Source organism: Achromobacter colocynthidis (genome assembly GCF_057334535.1).
In genome coordinates this window covers 3,454-25,587 of sequence record NZ_JBHFIZ010000039.1, presented here as the reverse complement: position 1 = coordinate 25,587, position 22,134 = coordinate 3,454, and the positions used below count along the sequence as shown (strand labels likewise).

General features: G+C 61.7%; 19 protein-coding genes and 1 pseudogene. 18 read left to right on the top strand and 2 right to left on the bottom strand.

Annotated features, from left to right (window positions below):
• Window positions 1-73 precede the first annotated feature (73 nt).
• Genes ACE04A_RS26615 through ACE04A_RS26600 form a run of 4 tightly spaced genes read left to right on the top strand, consistent with a single transcriptional unit; the run spans window position 74 to window position 3,165 of the window.
• Window positions 74-1,072, top strand: coding sequence for a Bug family tripartite tricarboxylate transporter substrate binding protein (locus ACE04A_RS26615; protein WP_404976400.1), 999 nt, complete (start codon window positions 74-76; stop codon window positions 1,070-1,072).
• Window positions 1,051-1,212, top strand: a complete 162-nt coding sequence (locus ACE04A_RS26610; protein WP_448715751.1) for a hypothetical protein — start codon at window positions 1,051-1,053, stop codon at window positions 1,210-1,212. Before ACE04A_RS26615 ends, ACE04A_RS26610 begins: the two co-directional genes overlap by 22 nt.
• Window positions 1,205-1,642 (top strand): tripartite tricarboxylate transporter TctB family protein, encoded by a 438-nt coding sequence (locus tag ACE04A_RS26605; RefSeq protein WP_279993472.1) that lies wholly within the window; start codon window positions 1,205-1,207, stop codon window positions 1,640-1,642. The genes ACE04A_RS26610 and ACE04A_RS26605 overlap by 8 nt, the downstream gene beginning before the upstream one ends.
• Window positions 1,639-3,165 carry a tripartite tricarboxylate transporter permease gene (locus ACE04A_RS26600; RefSeq protein WP_485820693.1) on the top strand — a complete coding sequence of 509 codons (1,527 nt, stop codon included), beginning with the start codon at window positions 1,639-1,641 and terminating at the stop codon, window positions 3,163-3,165. Before ACE04A_RS26605 ends, ACE04A_RS26600 begins: the two co-directional genes overlap by 4 nt.
• Before the next feature lie 96 nt (window positions 3,166-3,261).
• On the opposite strand, the gene ACE04A_RS26595 is transcribed toward ACE04A_RS26600, so the two are convergent.
• A complete protein-coding gene (locus ACE04A_RS26595) occupies window positions 3,262-4,428 on the bottom strand; it encodes a pyridoxal phosphate-dependent aminotransferase (RefSeq protein ID WP_485820692.1) in 1,167 nt (388 codons plus the stop codon).
• 98 nt (window positions 4,429-4,526) lie between these two features.
• Here ACE04A_RS26595 and ACE04A_RS26590 point away from each other — a divergent pair, with 98 nt between their 5' ends.
• The 8 genes from ACE04A_RS26590 (at window position 4,527) to ACE04A_RS26555 (ending at window position 14,428) form a co-directional block, all read left to right on the top strand.
• The gene (locus tag ACE04A_RS26590; RefSeq protein WP_485820691.1) at window positions 4,527-5,567 is read left to right on the top strand and encodes an AbrB family protein; all 1,041 of its coding nucleotides are present in this window, start codon (window positions 4,527-4,529) and stop codon (window positions 5,565-5,567) included.
• 243 nt (window positions 5,568-5,810) lie between these two features.
• Complete coding sequence (locus ACE04A_RS26585) at window positions 5,811-6,017, top strand: cold-shock protein (RefSeq protein ID WP_046806066.1); 207 nt, start codon at window positions 5,811-5,813, stop codon at window positions 6,015-6,017.
• Between the two features lie 2,173 nt (window positions 6,018-8,190).
• Entirely contained in the window at window positions 8,191-10,110 is a 1,920-nt protein-coding gene (mnmG, locus tag ACE04A_RS26580) for a tRNA uridine-5-carboxymethylaminomethyl(34) synthesis enzyme MnmG (RefSeq protein WP_259251270.1), read from the top strand.
• The gene (gene rsmG / locus ACE04A_RS26575) at window positions 10,107-10,832 is read left to right on the top strand and encodes a 16S rRNA (guanine(527)-N(7))-methyltransferase RsmG (protein WP_448715673.1); all 726 of its coding nucleotides are present in this window, start codon (window positions 10,107-10,109) and stop codon (window positions 10,830-10,832) included. Before mnmG ends, rsmG begins: the two co-directional genes overlap by 4 nt.
• On the top strand, window positions 10,829-11,629 hold the full coding sequence (locus tag ACE04A_RS26570) for a ParA family protein (RefSeq protein WP_050447337.1): 801 nt from the start codon (window positions 10,829-10,831) through the stop codon (window positions 11,627-11,629). The genes rsmG and ACE04A_RS26570 overlap by 4 nt, the downstream gene beginning before the upstream one ends.
• A 9-nt stretch (window positions 11,630-11,638) precedes the next feature.
• Window positions 11,639-12,463 carry a GNAT family N-acetyltransferase gene (locus tag ACE04A_RS26565; RefSeq protein ID WP_448715672.1) on the top strand — a complete coding sequence of 275 codons (825 nt, stop codon included), beginning with the start codon at window positions 11,639-11,641 and terminating at the stop codon, window positions 12,461-12,463.
• Window positions 12,464-12,507: 44 nt separating this feature from the next.
• On the top strand, window positions 12,508-13,431 hold the full coding sequence (locus ACE04A_RS26560; RefSeq protein WP_100853709.1) for a ParB/RepB/Spo0J family partition protein: 924 nt from the start codon (window positions 12,508-12,510) through the stop codon (window positions 13,429-13,431).
• Window positions 13,424-14,428: an asparaginase gene (locus ACE04A_RS26555; RefSeq protein ID WP_448715671.1), complete on the top strand. Its 1,005-nt coding sequence runs from the start codon at window positions 13,424-13,426 to the stop codon at window positions 14,426-14,428. The genes ACE04A_RS26560 and ACE04A_RS26555 overlap by 8 nt, the downstream gene beginning before the upstream one ends.
• On the opposite strand, the gene ACE04A_RS26550 is transcribed toward ACE04A_RS26555, so the two are convergent.
• Window positions 14,422-15,315, bottom strand: a complete 894-nt coding sequence (locus ACE04A_RS26550) for a LysR substrate-binding domain-containing protein (RefSeq protein ID WP_259251264.1) — start codon at window positions 15,313-15,315, stop codon at window positions 14,422-14,424. The genes ACE04A_RS26555 and ACE04A_RS26550 overlap by 7 nt on opposite strands.
• A gap of 116 nt (window positions 15,316-15,431) precedes the next feature.
• On the opposite strand from ACE04A_RS26550, the gene ACE04A_RS26545 reads away from it, so the two are divergent.
• From ACE04A_RS26545 to ACE04A_RS26520, 6 genes and pseudogenes are all read left to right on the top strand, one after another.
• Window positions 15,432-16,019, top strand: a complete 588-nt coding sequence (locus ACE04A_RS26545; protein ID WP_448715670.1) for a cysteine dioxygenase family protein — start codon at window positions 15,432-15,434, stop codon at window positions 16,017-16,019.
• A 2-nt stretch (window positions 16,020-16,021) separates the two neighbouring features.
• Window positions 16,022-17,164: pseudogene (gene metC / locus ACE04A_RS26540) on the top strand (cystathionine beta-lyase); the annotation flags it as partial.
• A 45-nt stretch (window positions 17,165-17,209) separates the two neighbouring features.
• A complete protein-coding gene (locus ACE04A_RS26535; RefSeq protein ID WP_448715750.1) occupies window positions 17,210-18,808 on the top strand; it encodes a rhodanese-like domain-containing protein in 1,599 nt (532 codons plus the stop codon).
• Between the two features lie 201 nt (window positions 18,809-19,009).
• Entirely contained in the window at window positions 19,010-20,017 is a 1,008-nt protein-coding gene (locus ACE04A_RS26530; protein ID WP_259251262.1) for a Bug family tripartite tricarboxylate transporter substrate binding protein, read from the top strand.
• Between the two features lie 254 nt (window positions 20,018-20,271).
• Window positions 20,272-21,657 (top strand): glutamine synthetase family protein, encoded by a 1,386-nt coding sequence (locus tag ACE04A_RS26525; protein WP_259251260.1) that lies wholly within the window; start codon window positions 20,272-20,274, stop codon window positions 21,655-21,657.
• Window positions 21,658-21,687: 30 nt separating this feature from the next.
• A partial coding sequence (locus ACE04A_RS26520; RefSeq protein WP_485820690.1) for an aldehyde dehydrogenase family protein occupies window positions 21,688-22,134 on the top strand: 447 nt, incomplete at its 3' end.

Sequence of the window (22,134 nt, the reverse complement as noted above, 5' to 3'; positions counted from 1 at the left end):
CTCGTGCAGGCGTGACATCGCCGGCGCGGTGCAACCAGCCATACCTAGACCTATAAATATCGGAGACGCAAGAATGCAGACCAGCCTGAAGCTGCGCCTGGCCGCCTTGGCGGCGCTTGGCGCGATGACCTTGTCCCTGGGCGTGGCCCAGGCCGCCGACGAGCCTCGCCGCCCCGAATGCATTGCGCCGGCCCAGCCCGGGGGCGGTTTCGACCTGACCTGCCGCTTGGCCACCGAAGGCTTGAAGCAAAGCGGCGCGCTCAAGAACACGATGCGCATCGTCTACATGCCGGGCGGCATCGGCGCCGTGGCCTACAACAACATCGTGGCGCAACACCCCAACGAACCCGGCACCATCGTCGCGTTCTCCGGCGGCTCGTTGCTGAACCTGGCCCAGGGAAAATTCGGCAAGTACAACGTCAACGACGTGCGCTGGCTGGCCGGCATCGGCACCGACTACGGCGTGGCCGTGGTCCGCAACGACTCGCCCTATACCGATCTGAAAAGCCTGATGGAGGCCTTCAAGCAGGATCCCACCAAGATCGTGCTGGGCGCGGGGGGCACGGTGGGCAGCCAGGATTGGATGAAGGCCGCCCTGACCGCGAAGGCGGCCGGCGTGGACTTCAAGAAAATGCGTTTCGTCGCCTTCGAAGGTGGTGGCGAAGCCGTCACCGCGCTGCGCGGTGGCCATATCCAGGCCTACATGGGCGATGCGGCCGAAGCGTTCACGATGCTGGAAGGCGGCGCGCCCATCCGCGTGCTGGCCGTGTTCAACGACCAGCGCCTGCCGGGCAAGCTGAATACGGTCCCGACGGCCAAAGAGCAGGGCTATGACATCGTCTGGCCCATCATCCGCGGCTTCTACGTGGGCCCGAAGGTGTCCGACAAGGACTACCAGTTCTGGGTCGATGCATTCAACAAGACCGCGGCATCGCCCGAGTTCGAAAAGTTGCGCCAGCAACAGGGCCTGTTTCCCTTCAACAAGACGGGTCCTGAACTGGATGCCTACGTGAAGGAACGGGTCAAGGTCTACGCCGAGCTCGCGGATTCATTCGGCCTCATCAAGAAGTAAGTCCAAGAAGCAAGCCGCGCCGCAAGGCGTCCCTTTCCATCGCGCGCTGCAAGGGTTTCCGCGCCGCCGGCCTGGCCGGTGGCGGCGGGGGCGGCTGCGCCCGCGCGTTCCCACACTACGGAAAAGTGGATCATGAATGATCGAATCCTGGGTATCGGCGCACTGGCGCTGGCTGCCTTCATGACAGCGGCCGGATGGGGCATCGCCGCTCCGTTTGCCTACGAACCCGTCGGCCCGCGCGCCTTCCCCTTGCTGGTGGCCGCCATCATCGGTCTATGCGGATTGTGGCTGGTCTACAAGGGTGGCCACACCGTGGAGGGCAACCCGCCCGGGGCCAATGGACGCATCGCGTTGATGATGGCGTTCACCGTCGCCTATGCCTTCTTGTTCCAATGGTTGGGCTTCGTCATCGCCACCAGCCTGATGACCGTTTTCGTTGGCCGCTTGTTTGGCGGCGGCTGGGTCAAATGCGCCATCGGCGGCGTCGTCATGAGCGTCCTGTTTTTCTTGTTGTTCGACAAAGTGCTGGACGTTGTCTTGCCCGGCGGCCTGCTGGAGACCTTGCTATGAGCAGCATTCTTGATCATCTTTCAATCGGCTTCGGGGTCGCGCTTACGCTCACCAATATTCTGGTGGCCATGATCGGTTCGTTCATCGGCACCTTGGTGGGCGTGTTGCCGGGCCTGGGCCCCGTCAACGGCGTGGCGATGCTGATACCCATCGCCTTCGCCATGAACCTGCCGCCGGAAACCGCATTGATCTTGCTCGCGGCCGTGTATGTGGGCGCGGAGTACGGCGGCCGGATCACGGCGATTCTGTTGAACGTGCCGGGCGAGGCCAGCGCCATCATGACCACGCTGGACGGCTACCCCCAGGCGCGCCAGGGGATGGCCAACGTTGCGTTGTCGCTGTCGGCGTGGTCGGCATTTTTCGGCGCCATCGTGTCGGTGGTGGGCATCATCTTGCTGGCGCCGTTGTTGGCGAAATGGGCCTTGGCTTTCGGCCCCGCCGAGTACTTCGTGCTGATGATTTTTGCGTTCTGCTGCTTGACCAGCCTGCTGGGAAAACAACCCGTCAAGGGTGTGCTGGCCGCGATGATCGGCCTGTCGATTTCGGTGGTGGGCGTGGACGCGAACTCGGGTGTATACCGCTACACCTTTGAATCCGTGCACTTGGCGGACGGCATTGATTTCGTGGTGGTCGTGATTGCGCTGTTCGCGGTCAGCGAAATGCTGGAGATGCTGGAAAAAGTCGCGCGTGGACACAGCGTTGAGGTCAAACCCAGCGGCCGCAAGCTGTTCAACCTGAAAGAGTTGGCCTTCACGTGGTGGAGCGTGGTGCGCAGCGCCTTGGTGGGCTTTGGCGTGGGCGTGCTGCCGGGGGCGGGCGCGAGCGTGGCCGCGGCCGTTGCGTATTCACAGGAAAAACGGATCATCGAAGCCAAGGATCCTGACGCCAAATTCGGCAAGGGCGACATGCGGGGCCTGGTCGCGCCCGAAGCCGCCGCCACGGCGTCCGCCATTGGGTCGTTCGTGCCTATGTTGACGCTGGGCGTGCCGGGATCGGGAACGACGGCCGTCATGATGGGCGCGCTGACGCTCTACAACATCACGCCGGGACCGGTCCTGTTCGACACCAAGCCCGAGTTGGTATGGGGCTTGATCGCATCGCTGTTCGTGGCCAACGTGCTGTTGTTCGTCATGAACGTGCCGTTGGTGCGCTTGTTCTCGAAAGTGCTGTCGGTGCCGGGGTGGCTGATGGTTCCGGGCATTCTTTGCATCAGCTATATCGGCGTGTATGCAATCAACTCGGGCACGTTTGATCTCTTGCTGGTGGCGGGTATTGGCGCGTTGGGATACTTCCTGCGCAAGTTTGGCGTGCCAATGGCGCCGCTCGTGCTGGGGGTTGTGCTAGGCAACATGATGGAGCAAAACCTGCGTCGTGCCCTGTCGATGACGGATGGCGATATAGTCGTGCTCTTTTCCAGCCCCGTGTCTCTGTCGCTGTGGGCGGCGGCGTTGGCTGTGGTGGTGGTGCCGCAAGTGCTGCGCCGGATTCGGCGCAGCAGGAAAGCGGCGGCTGATGCTGCGTAAATAAAGGCGACAAGGCATGTAAAGCAAAGGGGCGCTTCGAAGCGCCCCTTTGCTTATTTTATAAATACGAGCAATTACTCGTATTTATAAAGAGGATCAAACGTGTGCCAGTCTTTCCAGCGCGGCATCCAGCGTTGCATCTTTCTTGGCAAAGCAGAAGCGCACGATGCGGTGGTTCGATTCAGCAGCATCGGGTTGGCGATAGAAGGCCGAAACAGGGATCACGGTCACGCCGTGGTTCACCGTCAGGTCGCGCGCAAAGTCGGCTTCATTCTGCTTGGAAATCTGGCTGTAATCCGCCAGCAGGAAGAACGTGCCCGGGCTCGGTAGCGGACGGAATCGCGTGTTGGCCAGGCCTTGCGACAGGCGATCACGCTTGGCCTGGTAGAACGCCGGCAAATCCAGGTAGGGCTTGGGATCGCGCATGAACTCGGCCAACGCGAACTGCATCGGCGAGGGCACCGTGAACACCATGAACTGGTGCACCTTGCGCAGCTCGGCGCTAAGCTGCCGCGGTGCGCAGCAATAGCCGATCTTCCAGCCGGTGGTGTGATAAGTCTTGCCGAACGACGAGATCACGAACGCATGTTCGGCCAGCAACGGACGGCGCGCCACGCTGGCATGCGGCTTGCCATCGAACACGATGTGCTCGTAGACCTCGTCCGACACCAGCAGCACACCGGTATCGCGCACGATGGCTTCCAGCGCGTCCAGGTCGCTGTCGTCCAGCACGGCACCCGTGGGGTTGTGCGGGAAGTTCAGCATCAGCAAGCGCGTCTTGGACGTGATGGCGTCGCGTACACGCTGCCAGTCGATGCGGTAGTAGGGGTCGGCTTCGGGGGGGGCGCGCAGCGGCACCGGCACGGCTGTGCCGCCCGCCAGCCGGATCGCGGGCAGGTACGAGTCGTAGCAGGGTTCGATGACGACGACTTCGTCGCCGCTGTTGACGGCGGCCAGCACCGTGGCCATCAGGGCTTCGGTGGCCCCGCTGGTCACCGTGATCTCGGTTTCCGGGTCGTAGGCATGGCCATAGAGTTCGCGCGTCTTGGCCGCGATGGCTTCGCGCAAGGGCGCGACGCCAGGCATGTACGGATACTGGTTATGGCCATTGGCCATGGCCTGGGTCACCAACGCACACAGCGCGGGGTCGGGATCGAAGTCAGGAAAGCCCTGGCCCAGGTTGATGGCCTTGTGTTCGATGGCCAAGCGGCTCATGACGGTGAAGATGGTGGTGCCGACGTCGGGAAGTTTGGATCGGATCATGGTGAACGCGAAGGAGTGCGCAATGGGCGGAGAAAGTTCTCGTAAGTATCCCACTAACTCATAATTCGGTTTTCGCGTTCGCGATGCAGGTGGATGGAATGGTGGGTCAGAATGTGTTGTTGAGGGTGCTCGGGGGATTGGCGCTTGCGCTGGCTGGCGCGCTGTTGGCGGTGTGGATGCACATGCCCTTGCCGTGGATGCTGGGCGCGTTGTTCGTCACTGCCGCCACGCGGATCGCGGGTGTGGGCACCGTCTGCCCGCGGCCGGCGCGCAACGCAGGGCAATGGGTCATCGGCACGTCGCTGGGTTTGTACTTCACGCCGCAGGTCATCGGCCACATCGGCAGCAATGCCGGCCCTATCGTCGTCGGCATGTTGTTTGCGTTGGGGCTCGCGTTCATGGGGACGGCGATGCTACGGCGCTACACCGATGCGGATCTCAAGACAGCGTGGTTTTCGTCGGCCATCGGCGGCGCAAGTGAAATGGCCAGCCTGGCGGAGCGCCATGGGGCGCGTATCGACCGCGTGGCAACGGCGCACAGTGTGCGGGTGCTATTGGTCGTGGTGACGGTGCCATTCATATTCCAGTGGTGGGGCGGCGCCGGGCTCGACCCGACGGTGCCGGGCCCGACGGTTGTCGACGGCGTTGGCCTCGCCGCGCTGGTAGTGCTGACGTGTATGGGTGGCATGGCGTTCATGAAGCTGCGCTTGCCGAACCCTTGGGTGCTGGGGCCGATGTTGGTGGCGATGCTGTTGACGTCGTGGAGCATTGAACTGTCGGCATTGCCCGACTACGTGCCCAAGGCGGGGCAACTGCTTATCGGCTGGTCCTTGGGTGACCGTTACCGTCCGGATTTTTTTCGCGCGGCGCCACGCTTTATCGCGGTCGTGGCGGCGTTTACCCTGACCGCCCTGGGCCTGGCATTTGGCTTGGGGGCATTGCTGTCCTACTGGTCGGTGGCGCCCGTGCCGACGCTGATCCTGGGCACGACACCTGGAGGCATCGCAGAGATGGCCATCACGGCCAAGGTGCTTCAACTGGGCGTGCCGGTGGTGACCGCCTTTCACGTCACGCGCATGGTGTTCGTGGTGATCGTGACGGGGCCTATTTATGCGCTTCTTGCACGCCGGCAGGCCTAATTCCGCAGGGCGGTACTTCGGCCGAGTCTGAAAAATGCGACATTGGGGTAAACAACAATATGAGGTGCCAATGCCGGATGAGTATGCTGATTCCGCAGTTGATTCAAGCAGCGCGCGGACTCGTTCTGTTGCTTGGCGACGAGCGGGAACATAGCAGCAACGCAGGGTTTTCCACTGGTTGTTCAGTTCTCTCGGCGTCCTTGATTCATTGCATTTCGAGTTAATTACAGGACGCTAGAAAAAATGGCTCAGAAGGGCAAAGTTAAGTGGTTCAACGCCGACAAGGGTTACGGCTTCATCACCCCTGATGTTGGCGGAACCGAAGTTTTCGCACACTTTTCCGCCATCCAGGGCCGCGGCTATCGCAGCCTGAACGAAGGGCAGGAAGTCGAATTCGAAGTTAAGGATGGTCCGAAAGGACCTCAAGCGGCCGAAATTCGCCCGCTTTAAATCGGGAAATCCCCTTTTCCCGTCCGCCAGGTTCAACCTGGCTACAACGCCCCAAGATCTTCGGATCTGGGGCGTTGTTTCATTTTGGGAGTCGGTTACGGGCCACTGCCCGAAGGCTTGCCCGGCTCGTCCAATACACTGTTGTTAGTGTTCACTAACATATCCTCCAGCCTTGGATAACTCTGTGGATAATTATTTTTGAGCATCAGGAAATATGTGCTCATTAATGAAGCAGCGGCATTGGCTTCGACAGGGTTTTGCACAGTTTTATCGGTTTCATTATTGAGATTGCCGCAAGCGGCTTTTCGTACGCGTGCGCGCTGTCTGTACTTGCCTGCTTATTGTGAAACCTGATGTTTTCCCCATGAAAACGGGGGTTTGAGGCTCTTTCCCGTTCGGGCGATGCTGATTGGTGTTCCGGCGTTCAGCGCGTTTTGCTGTGCGTTTTATACCGGTTATTGAGCTTCTCTTCGTGGTTGTTCACAAAGATATCCCCATCCCGGTTATGCACAGAATTTGCGGCTGATGGCCCAAAAATGCTGCCCTTGGCCTGTGGATAGAAATGGGGATAGGGCAGGCCAGACGTGGCTTTATCTTGGGTTTTTGATGTGGCGGCAGGAATGCGAGAGGAGTTTTCGTACGCGTTGAGGCGCAGTATTCGTCGGCGCACAAGCACTTCAGTTTGACCCAGAATTTTTTCCCCACACCTTTTCCACAGGCTTCACATGAAGCCATGTCCTCCTCCATATGGATGATGGCGGGCTGGCTTTCTGCCGGGCAAGATAGTTGTGATGTCAAAGATCACGACCGGCGCTGCGGGAAGTACGCGAGATAAAAATGCGTGGCGCCGTACAACGGTGTGGATAAATGCTTAGCCTAAATCCGGGCCCGAATTTCGTCGCAATTTGACTATCCCGAAGCTATGGAGTTCCCGGTGGTGATCGGCAATTCTATTTGGGCATCCGCTGCATTCGCGAAGCTTAAGCGTGGTGATTTTCGGATCTTATCCACAAAGTTCTCCACGTGAAAAATGGCAGCGGATGGACGGTGGAGTCATTGCGATCGCCGGTCCGGGATTGAATACTCTCGGGTGCCTGAGAACGTATTTTCTCCTATGAGAAGCACGGGACAATTACTTCGCTGGATGTCCCTTAGGCTATGACGTAACGCGCGGCCAATCTCGCGTTTCCGACTCCCATTCGGTCCAGCGTTTTAGAAGTTATCCCCAAAGTTATTCAGCGCAGTTTGCGACATCGTGGGCCGGGTTCGACGCCTCTTCGTTGTTGATAACTACGCGCAGCGTTGACGCCGAAGGTTTCGAAATTACCCGCTTGAGATATCCACTGACGGATGTGAATAAGTAGTGTCCGCATTCGAAGCTTGAATCGGCAGGTTATGGTCGTCGAGACTTTGGATAATTTGGCAGCGCTTAAATGCGTTCGACATCAGAGACGAGAAAGCACGTCTATCCGTTGCGTTTGACGGCTCACCCTACGGCCTTAGCTCACCGTGTTTCACGTGAAACCTAAAAAAAATTGGCTTTGTTTTGGGTAAGGGGTAGGGTAGGGGTCAAAAAAATGATTTTTTTCTTGGTCGATACGCGCTCGGTACATCTCATCGCTCCCGCTTGCAAAACTAGCTCGCCGTTGAATGGGGACAGATATTCCATCTGGTAGCTCGAACATAGCGATTCTTTTCGCACCGGTGTTTCACGTGGAACATAACTATTTGACCTGTGCGCTGTGATTCGGAGTGGTTGCGAGGTGGAGATGAATGACTCAGCGATCCCGCCCGCGAAGATGTTCCACGTGAAACATCGAACTGGCATACCCACCATGGGCTGGCTTTCGGTGTTAGCCATCTCCGCTATGTTTCACGTGAAACACTCCGGTCCGTCATCAGATTGCAGATGTTCCACGTGAAACATACGCGAGCTAAGCCTCGACGCTCCCCGATACATAGGGCCTCCTTCGATGTTTCACGTGGAACACGAACTCCAAGAAATCGGCAGATGCAGACATATTTCGCTCGCATCCTAGCTTGGCGTTGCCATTTGCCGACGGGAACCTAGCTCCAGGCGGCGTGTCCAGACGCACACGAATGTTTCACGTGAAACATACAATCCCTGCCTCTATAATGAGCACCGAACGCCTTCTTATCTTTTCTCCCCACCATGGACTATCCCCGCGAATTCGATGTCATCGTCGTCGGTGGCGGCCACGCCGGCACTGAAGCGGCACTGGCTGCCGCGCGCGCTGGCGCCCGGACGCTGCTGCTGACGCACAACATCGAAACCCTAGGCCAAATGTCTTGCAACCCCTCCATCGGAGGGATCGGCAAGGGCCATCTGGTCAAAGAAGTCGACGCCCTGGGTGGCGCGATGGCTTTGGCTACGGACGAGGCGGGTATTCAGTTCCGCATCCTTAATGGTTCAAAGGGGCCGGCCGTACGTGCTACCCGCGCCCAAGCCGACCGGGTGCTGTATCGCCAAGCGATCCGTGGCCGGCTGGAGAACCAAGCCAACCTATGGCTGTTCCAGCAGGCAGTGGAAGACCTGATGGTGGAAGGGGATCGCGTAGTCGGTGCCGTGACGCAAGTTGGCTTGAAGTTCCGGGCCAAGACCGTTGTCCTGACTGCGGGTACCTTCTTGAACGGTCTGATTCACGTGGGCTTGCAGAACTATTCGGGCGGACGTGCGGGAGATCCCCCGGCTATTTCGCTGGGCCAGCGTTTGAAGGAACTCAAGCTTCCCCAGGGGCGCCTGAAGACCGGCACGCCACCGCGTATTGATGGGCGCTCCATCAACTACAGCATCTTGGAAGAGCAGCCGGGTGATTTGGATCCTATCCCCGTGTTCTCGTACATGGGCAATGTGGCCATGCACCCCCGGCAGTTACCTTGCTGGATCACCCACACCAACGCGCGCACGCATGACATCATTCGCGGCGGGCTAGACCGCTCGCCGATGTACAGCGGCGTGATCGAAGGCGTGGGCCCCCGGTATTGCCCTTCCATCGAAGACAAGATCCACCGCTTTGCAGACAAGGAATCGCACCAGGTCTTCCTGGAGCCGGAAGGTCTGGATACGCACGAGGTTTATCCGAACGGCGTGTCGACCAGCCTGCCGTTCGATGTCCAGCTTGATCTGATCCATTCCCTGCGTGGCCTGGAAAATGCGCACATCATGCGCCCCGGCTATGCCATCGAGTACGACTACTTTGATCCACGTGGATTGAAGAGCACGCTTGAGACCAAGGCGATCGGCGGGCTTTTCTTTGCCGGTCAGATCAACGGCACGACGGGCTACGAAGAAGCTGCGGCCCAAGGGCTGTTGGCGGGTGTGAACGCAGCGCTGCTTTCGCTGGGCCGCGACCAATGGACGCCGCGCCGCGACGAAGCCTATCTGGGCGTACTGGTAGACGACCTGGTCACGCGTGGCGTGACCGAACCCTATCGGATGTTCACCTCGCGCGCCGAGTACCGACTAAGCCTGCGTGAAGATAATGCGGATTTGCGTCTGACCGAGATCGGCCGCCAATTGGGTATTGTGGACGACGCGCGGTGGGATGCATTCAACCGCAAGCGCGATGCCGTGGCGGCCGAGGTCGAGCGCTTGAAATCATCCTGGGTGAATCCTCGCATCATGCCGGTGGAAATTGCCGAGCCTTTGCTGGGCAAGGCGATTGAACGTGAGTACTCACTAGCTGACCTGCTGAAACGTCCGAATGTTTCCTATGAAGCATTGATGGCCGCACGCAACGCCGACGGCTCCCTGCTGGCGGGTCCTGGCGTCGTCGCGGACGACATCCTGGCCGAACAGGTTGAGATCCAGGTGAAGTACGCCGGGTACATCGCCCGCCAGCAAGACGAAGTCCAAAAGCAGATCTCGCATGAACAACAGCCCATCCCGGCCGATGTCGACTACGACGCCGTGACTAGCCTGTCGTTCGAAGTGCGGCAGAAGCTGAAGACGCACCGTCCGGAAACCGTCGGCCAAGCCGCGCGCATTTCCGGTGTGACGCCCGCCGCAATTTCGTTGCTGCTTATCCACCTGAAGCGCCTGCACTACGGCTCGCGCAAGCAAGCCGCATGACCGCCAACACCAATCTGGCCGGCACGGACATGGCCGGCCGCCTCTCTCGTGCATGCGAGCAACTGGGGCTGTACGCCGACGCTGCGGCGCAAGCCAAGCTGCTGAACTATCTGGCGCAGATGCAGCGCTGGAACCGCACGTACAACCTCACCGCGATTCGCGATCCGCAGCAGATGTTGATCCAGCATCTGTTCGATAGTCTGTCCGCCGTCGGTCCATTCAGCCAGGCGCTGGGTGCAGCGGGTGCCGCGGCCAAGATCTTCGACGTGGGATCGGGTGGCGGCCTGCCTGGCGTCGTTCTTGCGATCATGCAGCCCGCATGGTCCGTGACGTGCATTGACGCCGTTGAAAAGAAAACCGCATTCGTGCGCCAGATGAGCGGCGCGCTTAGCTTGCCGAACCTGCACGCCCGCCATGCGCGTATCGAAACGCTGGACCCAGCCGAGTGCAACATCGTTACCTCGCGGGCCTTCGCGTCCCTGGACGATTTTGCGCAGCTCGCGGGTCGCCACGTGCGCAACGATGGTACCCTCGTCGCGATGAAGGGCAAGGTCCCCGAAGAGGAAATTCAGGCGTTGCATGCGCGCGGGGAATGGCAGGTCGACCACATCCAGCCGCTCCGCGTGCCGGAGTTGCAAGCAGAACGCTGTCTGATCTGGATGCGCCGCAATGAAGGCCGCAGCGAAGAACGCAGCGAAGGACGCAGTCAAGGAATCCTATGAAGAATTTACCCCCCAGCACAAATGCCCGCGTCTTCTGCATTGCCAATCAAAAGGGCGGTGTGGGCAAGACGACCACCGCCATCAATTTGGCGGCGGGCCTTGCCACGCATAATCAGCGCGTGTTGCTGGTGGACCTGGACCCGCAGGGCAATGCCACGATGGGCAGCGGTATCGACAAGAACGCACTGGAATCGAACCTGTACCAAGTGCTGATTGGCGAAGCCACGATCGAACAGGCCCGCGTGAAGTCGGAGTCCGGTGGCTACGATGTCTTGCCCGCCAACCGCGAACTCTCCGGCGCCGAGATTGATCTGGTGCAGATGGAAGAACGCGAGCGCCAGTTGAAGAGGGCGATCGACACCGTCTCTGGCCAGTACGATTTCGTATTGATCGATTGCCCGCCGACACTGTCGCTGCTGACACTCAACGGCTTGGCTGCCGCGCATGGCGTGATCATTCCGATGCAGTGTGAGTACTTCGCGCTGGAAGGCCTGTCTGATCTGGTCAACACCATCAAGCGCGTGCATCGCAACATCAACGACGACCTGCGTGTCATCGGCTTGTTGCGCGTGATGTTCGATCCGCGCATGACCTTGCAACAGCAAGTGTCCGCGCAACTGGAAGCGCACTTCGGCGACAAGGTCTTCAAGACCGTCGTGCCGCGCAACGTGCGCTTGGCTGAAGCACCCAGTTACGGCATGCCGGGCGTGGTGTATGACCGCGCGTCACGGGGCGCGCAAGCGTATATCTCGTTTGGCGCCGAAATGATCGAGCGCGTCAGGAAAGACTTCCAGTAAGCCGTATTCATGTCCGCAGCCACGTTCTTTGTTCCCACCGCGCCACAGGCTTTTTGCACGCCGTCCATCGACGAGCGGGATCGCCTGCGCGTGCGCTTGGAAGAGGCGGCGCTGAACGCGACGGCCGTCAATGCACAGGTGCTCTATGATGGCTGGCTCGTGCGCTTTGCGCATTCGTCGGCCAAACGCGCGCGCAGTGTGAATGTGCTGGGGTTATCCACACGTCCGCTGGACGAGCGGCTGGCGTATTGTTCTTCGTTGTATGCGCGCCATGGCCTGCCCATGGTGCTGCGCATTACCTCCATCGGCCCCGATTTTTCCCTGGATGCCGAACTGGAGGCCCGTGGTTATACCTTCACCGGTGAGACCCGAGTCATGAGCACGTCGCTCGCCCCCACGCTCAGCGTCCGGGGCGGCCTGTCTTTCACGAACGTCGATACCGATCGCTTCGCGCAAGCGGTCGGCGCCATGCGTGGCTCGGCGTTCGAGCACATCGGTGAACATCAAGCGCGTCTGCAAGGATTGGCTGTGGATAAGCAGCCGGTGCTGGTTTTTGACGCGGCGGGGCAGTGTGTTGCCGCGGGCCTGGCCGTCCGCGACGATGAACTGCTGGGCCTGTTCGACATCGTTACCGACCCAGGGCAACGGCGTAAAGGCTACGCCGATGCCCTGGTGCAGCATCTATTGAGCGAGGGCGCCGCTGGTGGCGCCAAGACGGCATATTTGCAGGTCGAGCCGGAAAATACAGCCGCGCGCGCCTTGTATGGCCGCTACGGTTTCAAAGACTGTTACGCGTATTGGTACCGGCTGCCTGCCGAGCAGCCGGACACCTGAGCCTGGTCTCGGGATACAAAAACAGAAGGAAAGAGGATTTAACTATGGCCACCAAGAAACCCAAGGGATTGGGTCGCGGACTGGACGCCTTGCTGGGCGCGGATGCGCCTGCGATCGACAACATCGGCAAGGCCGCCGCGGCCAAGCCCGAGGGTCCGCCATCCACCTTGCCTCTCTCGAAGATGCGCGCGGGCAAGTATCAGCCGCGTACGCGCATGGACGAGGGCGCATTGGGCGAGCTGGCCGAATCAATCCGCACGCAAGGCATCATGCAACCCATTCTTGTGCGCGCTCTGGGCGAAACCGCGCCGGGCCATTACGAGATCATCGCGGGCGAACGCCGTTTCCGCGCCGCGCAACTGGCCGGCCTGAAAGAAGTCCCGGTGCTTGTGCGCGAAGTGGCCGACGAAAATGCGGCGGTGATGGCGCTGATTGAAAATATCCAGCGCGAAGACCTGAACCCGCTGGAAGAAGCGCACGGCGTGCGCCGCCTGCTGGACGAATTTGGCTTGACGCACGAGCAGGCTGCGCAAGCAATCGGCCGGTCGCGGTCGGCTACCAGCAACCTGCTGCGCCTGCTGAACCTCGCCGCGCCCGTGCAGACGATGCTGCTGGCCGGCGATGTGGACATGGGCCATGCGCGTGCATTGCTGGCCGTGGATGCGGCCACGCAAATCCAGTTGGCCAACCAGATCATTGCGCGCCGCCTGTCGGTGCGCGAAGCGGAAAAGCTGGTGGCCAAGACCGCCAAGGAAGCGGAGTCCGCCAGTTCGCCGCGCAAGAAGGCCAACGGGGTTTCGCGCGATTTGACGCGCTTGGAAGAGGCACTGTCCGACCATTTGGGCACGCGCGTCGCCCTGAAGGTGGGCGCCAAGGAAAAGGGCCAGATCGTGATCGACTTTCACGGCTGGGAACACCTGAATTCGCTGCTTGAACGCCAAGGCCTGTCCGGAGTGGTCGATGCCTGAGCGCGCATTGCCGGTGATTGCGGTCCTGGCCACGGGCGGCACCATCGCGGGCGCCCAGGCAGATGCCACGTCGGCGGGATACAAGGCGGGGTCGTTCTCCGTCAATGATCTGTTGGGTGCCGTACCCCAATTGGCCCGCATTGCTGACATTCGCGCTGAACAGGTTGCCAACGTAGGCAGCCAGAACATGACGCATGAGGTCTGGCAGGCGCTGGCGGCGCGTGTCGAGACGCTTTGCCAGGACGCCTCGGTGGCCGGCATCGTCATTACGCATGGCACCGATACGCTTGAAGAAACCGCCTACTTCCTGAGCCTTGTTGTTCAGCACGACAAACCCGTCGTGCTGGTGGGGGCCATGCGGCCGGCGACGGCCCTGGGTGCCGAAGGCCCCGCCAATCTTTACAACGCGGTGGCGCTTGCCCGCCATCCCGACGCGCGCGGCCGAGGCCCGCTGGTCGTGATGAACGAAGACGTGCATTACGCGCGCGAGATCCAGAAGATCGCCAGCGCCGGGCTGTGCGCGTTCGCATCGCCCAACCGTGGCCGCGCCGGCGTCATGCATGGCGGCGTGCCGTGCTTCTATTCCCGCAACACAACAACGCATTCGACACAAAGCGAGTTTTCACTCGCATTATTGGAATCGGCGGGCTGGCCGCGCGTGGATATCGTCTATGCCCATGCGAACCTGCAGGGCGACGTGATCGACTTCCTGGCCGACACGGCCGAGGGCATCGTCTTGGCCGGCGTGGGCGACGGCAACGCCACTGACCTGGCCATTGACGCCTTGAGCCGCGCCGCCATGAATGGCGTGGCGGTGGTGCGTTCCAGCCGCACGGGTAGCGGCTTTGTCGCGCGCGACGTCGAACTGGATGATGGCGGCCTGGGTTTTATCGCAGCACGTGACCTGAACCCCCAGAAGGCGCGCATCCTGTTGATGCTGGCCTTGTCGGTCACACGCGATACGGATGCGGTACAGGCCATTTTCGACCGCTACTGAGCGCCAGGCGGTCCGGCCGCTGCATCGCCCTGCTGCGCCAGTCCCAGGTTGCTGCGCAACATGTCGTAGACCTGGCGCGTCAGCGGATTGATCAGATCGCGCCTTATCCACAGGAAGTAAGTGACGTCCGGCAAGGGCGGCAGCCCTTCCTTGTCCCCCAGCACACGCATTTCCGGCCCCAGCAGTTCCACGCTGCGCGCCGTCACGCCCAGCCCGGCGCGCAACGCGGCCTTGATCCCCACCAGATTCGGCGCCACGTAGTTGGTGTGCCAGCGCACGCGCGCTTGCTCCAGCGCGTTTAACGCCAGGCGGCGAAAGATGCTGGGCTCGTCCGCCAGCACCAGCGGCACGGGGGCGTGCGGGTCGTGGACATAGTCCGCAGATGCCAACCAAACGGTGGGCGAGGTGCGTAGCGCAACCCCCTCGAAATCCTGATCGAAGCGGGTGGAGATCGTCAGGTCAAGCTCGCCGGCGCGCAGGGCGTCCATCAAGAAAGGGCTGCGGTCCACGCGAATCTCGAGTTTCACGCGGGGGGCTGAACGCGCGATGTGCGTCAAGAGCGTCGGCAAGATGGTGTCGGCCACGTCCAAGGGCGCACCCAGACGCAAATCGCCTTCCAGCGGGCCGTCTTGCAGGGCGCGCAGCGCCTCGTCGTTGATGGCCAGCATATGACGCGCATATTCGACCAGCCGCCGCCCGTGCGACGACAGCACTTTGTTGCGCCCCTGCTTTTCGAATAGCGGCAAACCGATGCTGGCTTCCAGCCGCTGCATCTGTTGCGTAATGGCCGACTGCGTCTTGTGTAGCCGGTTGGCGGCTTCAGAGAAGGTGTCGTGCCGTGCGATAGCCGTCAGCGTGCGAAGCAGGTCCAGGTCCAGGTTGCGCATGATGTGCCCAAAGTATTAGCAATGCTAATGGAATGTTAAGGCAATTTAAATTGTTGGCGCGACATCACGGCGATACATTAAGCCCAATAACTCGTGAAACAAGAGGGAAAATCATCGTGAGCACCGTACATCCGCATCAGGCCGGCATTGACAGCGCCATTGGAAATATTAAAAAAACTGTAGGAAATAAGGGGCTGAACCGAGACAGCCTCAACGAGGTGCTGCAAGAGCTTGTGCAGCTGGCCGCCCATACCGACTGGTGGACGGGCGATCGCTATGCACCGCCTGAGGATGGCGAGCGCCAAGCCCGTTACCTGATTGCCGAAGACGACGACAAAAGCTACGCGCTCTACTTGAACGTCATGCGCCCCGGCAACAAGATCGTGCCGCACAACCACACCACCTGGGCCTGTATCGCCGCCGTGGAAGGCGTGGAATACAACTACGTCTACGACCGCCTCGACGACGGTTCCGTGCCGGGCGTGGGCCGCCTGCAAAAGACGGGCACCGTGGTGGTGGGGCCGGGCGCCGGCATCGCGTTGATGCCCGACGATATCCACGCCGTTGAAATCCAGGGCGACAGCGTCATCCGCCATCTGCACATGTATGGCCGCGCGCTGGAAACGCTGGACGAACGCCTGGGTTTCGACCTGGACGCCGGCACTTGCAAGATCATGCCGATCGGCGTGAAGACTCGCCGCTGATCATGAACAAGCCCTACCAGTCCGCCACGCGATTGCTGCGTGCGGGGCGTCCCCATCAAGGGTGGGTGAACACCCCGGTTACGCGCGCCAGTACTTACGTGTTCGATAGCGTCGCGGCCTGGCGCGACACGCGCGAGCGTCGCGAACAAGAGCGCCTGCCGTCCTACGGCGCGCGCGGCACCGACAGCACGCATGCGCTGGAAGACGCCCTGGTGGAACTGGAACAGGGCTTTCGCGCCGCGCTGTATCCCACCGGCCAGGCTGCGATCACCACGGTGTTGCTGGCGTACCTGCGCGCGGGCGATCACGTCCTGATTACCGACGCGGTGTATGAACCGGTGCGCCGCTTTTGCTCGGAGCATCTGACGCGGCTGGGTATCGAACATACGTTCTATCGTCCCGACGGACGCGGTATCGACTCCCTGATCCAGCCCAATACGCGAATGATCTACGCCGAAGCGCCGGGTTCGCTGACTTACGAGATGCCGGACCTTTGCGAGTTATCCACAGCTGCGAAAAAACACGGTTGCTGGCTGGCTGTGGATAACACGTGGGCGTCGGGCTTGATATACAAACCGCTGACGTTGGGCGCCGATATTTCCATTCTTGCCGCCACCAAATATCTCGGTGGACATGCCGACGTGATGATGGGCGCGGTTGTCGTCAATGCGCGCGCCTGGCGTCCGCTTGAGCGCGCCACCATCGACTTCGGTCAGACCGTGGGCGCCGACGACGCTTTCCTGGTGTTGCGTGGGATGCGCTCGCTGCCCCTGCGCATGGCGCAGCACGAGAAGAACGCTATGCGGGTTGCGCAATTTTTGCAGGGACGCCCCGAAGTGGCTCGTGTGCTGTGTCCGGCCTTGCCCGGCGACCCGTCGCACGCGGTGTGGTTGCGCCACTGCACCGGCGCCAATGGACTGCTGACGGTGGAACTGGATGGCGCCTATGGCGCCAAGGACGCCGAGCGGCTGATCGACAGCCTGCGCCTGTTCGGTATCGGCGCGTCGTGGGGCGGCTTTGAAAGTCTTGTGATTCCGGTGCAGCTTGCATCACGCGCGCTGCCGGACCCCACGCCACGCGGCGCGATGCTGCGCCTGCATATCGGCCTTGAAGACCCTGAAGACCTGATCGGCGACTTGGAACAAGGCCTGTCAGCACTGAGCTTATCTACCCGGATCCCTTTGAATTCCATGACGCATCCCACCTCCGCCCCTTCCATCGCAGCCGTTGATCCCCACACGCTCAAGCAGTGGCTGCACGATGGCCGCGAGATCGCCTTGCTGGATGTGCGCGAACACGGGCAGTACGGCGAGTCCCATCTGTTTTTCGCCGCACCTGTGCCGTATAGCCGGCTGGAGGTGGACATCGTGCGCCTGGCCCCGCGCCACGACGTGCGCGTGGTGGTGTACGACAACGGAGGCGATGACCATACGGCGGAACGCGCCGCCCGCGCCTTGGCCCGGCTTGGCTACGGCAACGTGCATCGTCTGGCCGGCGGCATTGCCCAATGGCAGCGCGACGGGTACGCCGCGTTCGCCGGCGTGAATGTGCCCAGCAAAACCTTCGGCGAATTGGCCGAAGAAGTTTTCCACACCCCCCGCATCGGCGCCCGCGAACTGGCCGAGCGCCAACGGCGTGGCGACGATCTGATTGTGCTGGACGGCAGGCCTTATGCCGAATACCAAAAAATGAGCATCCCCGGCGGCATCTGCTGCCCGAACGGTGAATTGGCGCTGCGCGCTCACACGCTGGTCAAGAATCCGGACACAACCATCGTCATCAACTGCGCCGGCCGCACACGCAGCATCATTGGCGCACAGACGCTGATCAACCTGGGCGTGCCCAACCCTGTCTACGCGCTTGAGAACGGCACGCAGGGCTGGTATCTGGAAGACCTGGAACTGGAACACGGCGCGCGTCGCCGCTATGACGACGGCGTGTCGCCGGAAGCGCTGCCCGCGCTGGCTGCGCGATCGGCACAACTCGCCAAGCGCCATGACGTGCCGGTGGTGGATGCCCGCACGGTGCAGGCATGGCTGCTGGACACGACCCGCACGACGTTCCTGTGCGACGTGCGCAGCGCCGAAGAGTTCGCGCAAGGCTCCTTGCCGGGGGCGCAGCACACGCCCGGCGGCCAACTGGTGCAGGCCACCGACCAGTACCTGGCCGTGCGTGGCGCGCGGATCGTGGTGTTCGACGCCGAAGGCGTGCGCGCGCCGGTCGTGGCGAGCTGGCTGCGGCAGATGGGCTGGGATGCTTGCGTGCTGGAAGAGGGCGTTCATGCCGCCTTGTCGCACGAGGCGCCGAGGTCGCGGACGCCACACCTCTCTGTCTTGACCGACGCGGCGCTGGCGGCAGCCTTGCCGCAGGGCGCGCAGGCTGTCGATATCCGCGCAGGCATGCGTTATCGCGCCGGGCATATCGCCGGCGCGCAGTGGTCCATTCGCCCGCGTCTGGACCGCTTGAACCTGGACCCCGCGCGTCCCGTCGTCCTGCTGGCCGACGACGCCGACTTGGCCGCATGGGCAGCAGAAGATTTGCGTGCCTTGGGTCTGCATGACATCAAGGTGAACACCGGCACGCCAGCCAGTTGGTCGGCAGCGGGCATCGCGCTTGAAGTCACGCCCGCCATGCCTTCGGACGAAGCCTGCATCGACTACCTGTTCTTCGTGCATGACCGCCACGACGGCAACAAGGCCGCGGCGCGCCAATACCTGGCGTGGGAGACCAACCTGGTCAAGCAGATTGATGAACGCGAATTGGCAACGTACCGCTTTCCGGCAAGCTGACGCGGACACGCCACAGCGTGCCGGATAGCACCAGATAGCGCCACCGCCGCAATGGTCCGCAGAGACCGCGCGGCACACCAGATGCATCAACCCGATTAATACGCCCCGGCGGCAGTTGCCGGCGGGGTGCGGACGGTTCATGGCGAACCGGAATGCAAAGGATGGCCGGGTATCCGGCCACCACGACAAGGGGAAATCCAGATGAAGCACCACGCATTGCACACTTGCGGCGCCGTCGCGTTGGCCGTTGCCGCCTTGATGGGGGGCGCGAGCGTCCAGGCCCAAGCACAGAACCTACAGGCGCCGGCTGACTATCCAAAACAGGCCATTACGGTGGTGTCGCCGTTTCCGCCTGGGGGTGGCAACGACAATGTGGCCCGCTTGATCGCGCAAGAGCTGGGCGCCATCACGGGCCAAAGCGTCGTCGTGGAAAACCGTTCTGGCGCGGGCGGCAATGTCGGCACGGCGCAGGTCTCGCGTGCCAAGCCCGACGGCTACACCCTGGTGATGTCGCAGACGAGCGTCATGGCCGTCAATCCGCGTCTGTACAAGAACGTCGGCTTTGATCCCGTCAAGGATTTCATGCCCATCTCACAGATCACGTCCGCGCCGCTCGTGCTGGTGGCGCGCACCGAGAGCCCGTACAAGACCTTGGCCGACTACCTGGAGGCCGCGCGCAAGCAACCGGGCATCATCACCTACGCTACGCCGGGCAATGGCACCATGAGCCATCTGATGGGCGCGCTGGTGTCCAAGAAAGCGGGCGTTACCCTGGTGCACGTGCCGTACCGCGGCGCGGCGCCGGCCATCACTGACCTGATGGGCGGCACGGTCGACATGCTGATCACCTCGCCGGCGTCGGCCGAACCCATGGTGGCCGCCGGCAAGCTGCGCGTTCTGGCGTTGAGCCATGAGAACAGCGTCGGCATCTTCAAGGGCGCGCCCACGCTGAAGCAAAGCGGCCTGGATGGCATCACGGCTGACGACTGGTACGGTCTGTTCGCCCCGGCGGGCACACCGGCCGAGCGCGTCGCCTATCTGGCGCAAGCGGTCAGCCAGGCGATGAAGTCGCCCAAGGTGATTGCAAAGATCAACAGCGGTGGAAGTTGGCCGGTGGGCAGCCAGCCTGATGCGTTCAAGACGCGCCTGCAGGAAGACACGGTCTACTGGGCCGACATGGTGAAGACGGCGGGCGTGTCGCTGGACTAAGTCTTGCTCGAGGTGTCAGCCACAGGCGGCCGTGTGCCGCCTGTTTTGCGTGGTGCGTTGGCTATGCACTGCGGGAATCGCTTGCGACCTACTTAGGGAAACTACTGCATGCCCAAGGCTGCAAATTCGCGGCAAGGTGTCTAGACTCGGAGAAACCCTGAGAGCACGCCACGCGATGTTCCCTTGTTCGGCAAGGAGCGCCGTGGCGTCTGCCCGCAGTCCAACGCAAGGCTTCAGCCACAAGGTGAACGAGCATGCATTCACTAGGGGTAGCAACGGTGGAAGACGCGGAACGGCTGGTGCAAGCCAGTCCGCTTTCGCATATCAAGGTGGGCTTGTCCGACGTGGACGGCGTCATGTTGGGCAAGTACCTGCGGCGCGACAAATTCCTGGCGGCGTTGCGCTCGGGCTTGGCGTTTTGCGACGTGGTGTTAGGTTGGGATCTGGATGACCAACTCTATGACAACACCAAGTACACCGGGTGGCACACTGCCTATCCCGATGCCAAGCTGCGCATCCTGCCCCACACCGGCCGCCGCCTGCCACTCGAGCAGGGGCCTGGGGGCGAAGACATGCTGCTGTTCCTGGCCGAGTTCGAAGGCGATGCGGCCGCCATCTGCCCGCGCCGCTTGCTGCAACGTACGCTGGATCTTGCAGAGGGCATGGGCTACGAGGTCTACGCCGCGCTGGAATATGAGTTCTTCATGTTCCGTGAAACGCCGCACTCCGTGCGCGCGAAGCACTATCGCAATATGGAGAACTGGACGCCAGGCAACTTCGGCTATTCCATGCTGCGCAGCACGGTCGAAGGCGACTTCTACCGCAAGTTGCTGGACATGTGCGAACGCATGGACATGCCCATCGAAGGCTTGCATACGGAAACGGGGCCGGGCGTGCTGGAAGCGGCCATCGCCGTCGACAAGGCCGCGGCCGCGGGCGACAAGGCCTTTTTGTTCAAGACGTTCACCAAGGCGTTGGCGCAGCAGAACGGCTTGATGGCGACGTTCATGGCGAAGTGGTCGCACGACCATCCCGGCCAGAGCGGCCACATTCATCTGTCCTTGCGTGACACAAAAAGTGGCCGCTCGGCCTTCTACGATGAATCGCAACCGCATGGCATGAGCGCGGTGCAGGTGTCATTCATGGCGGGCGTGCAACGCTATCTGCCGGAATTCATGGCGCTCTATGCGCAGACCATCAACAGCTATTCGCGGCTGGTGCCGGGGTATTGGGCGCCGCTGGACGCCACCTGGGGCATGGAGAACCGCACCACCGCGTTGCGCCTCATCCCCGGCAGCGACAAGTCACAGCGCGTGGAAGTGCGCATCGGTTCGGCTGATGCCAATCCGTATCTGGCGCTCTCCGCCGCCTTGGCTTCCGGGTTGTACGGCATTCAGCTGGGCCTGGTGCCGGAACCAATGGTGCAGGGCAACGCCTACACCCAGCAATTCCCCGCGCATTTGCGCCTGCCCACCACGCTGTGGGAAGCCGCGCAACGCCTGCGCGAATCCGAGGCCGCGCGCCACTTGTTTGGCGACGCCTTCGTCGAACACTATGCGGCCACCCGGGAATGGGAAGAACGCCAGTTCCGGCGCCATGTCACCGACTGGGAGCTTGCGCGCTATTTCGAGATCATCTGATCCGAATCCAACTGTTTGCATAGGGCCACCATGACCGAGGAACTCATCACCATCAGTCCCATCGACGGACGCGAAGTCGTCCGGCGTGCTTACGCCAGTGACGCGCTGATCTCGCGCACGCTGGCACAGGCGCAGTCCGCGCAGCCGGCCTGGCAGGCGCTGGGCATCGCGCAGCGGGGGCGCATCGTATCAGCGGCGATTGATCAGGTTGTCGCGGCCCGCACCGAAATTGCCCGCGCGATCACGATTCAGATGGGCCGTCCTTTGCGCTACACGCCGGGCGAAGTGGATGGCTTCGAGGCTCGCGCCCGCCACATGATCTCGATTGCCGACGAAGCGCTGGCGCCCATGCAGGTGCCCGAGCAGCCGGGTTTCACGCGCTTCATTCGTCGTGAGCCGATTGGCGTTGCATTGACCATCGCGCCCTGGAATTACCCGCTGCTGACCGCCGTGAACAGCATCGTGGGGGGGGGGATG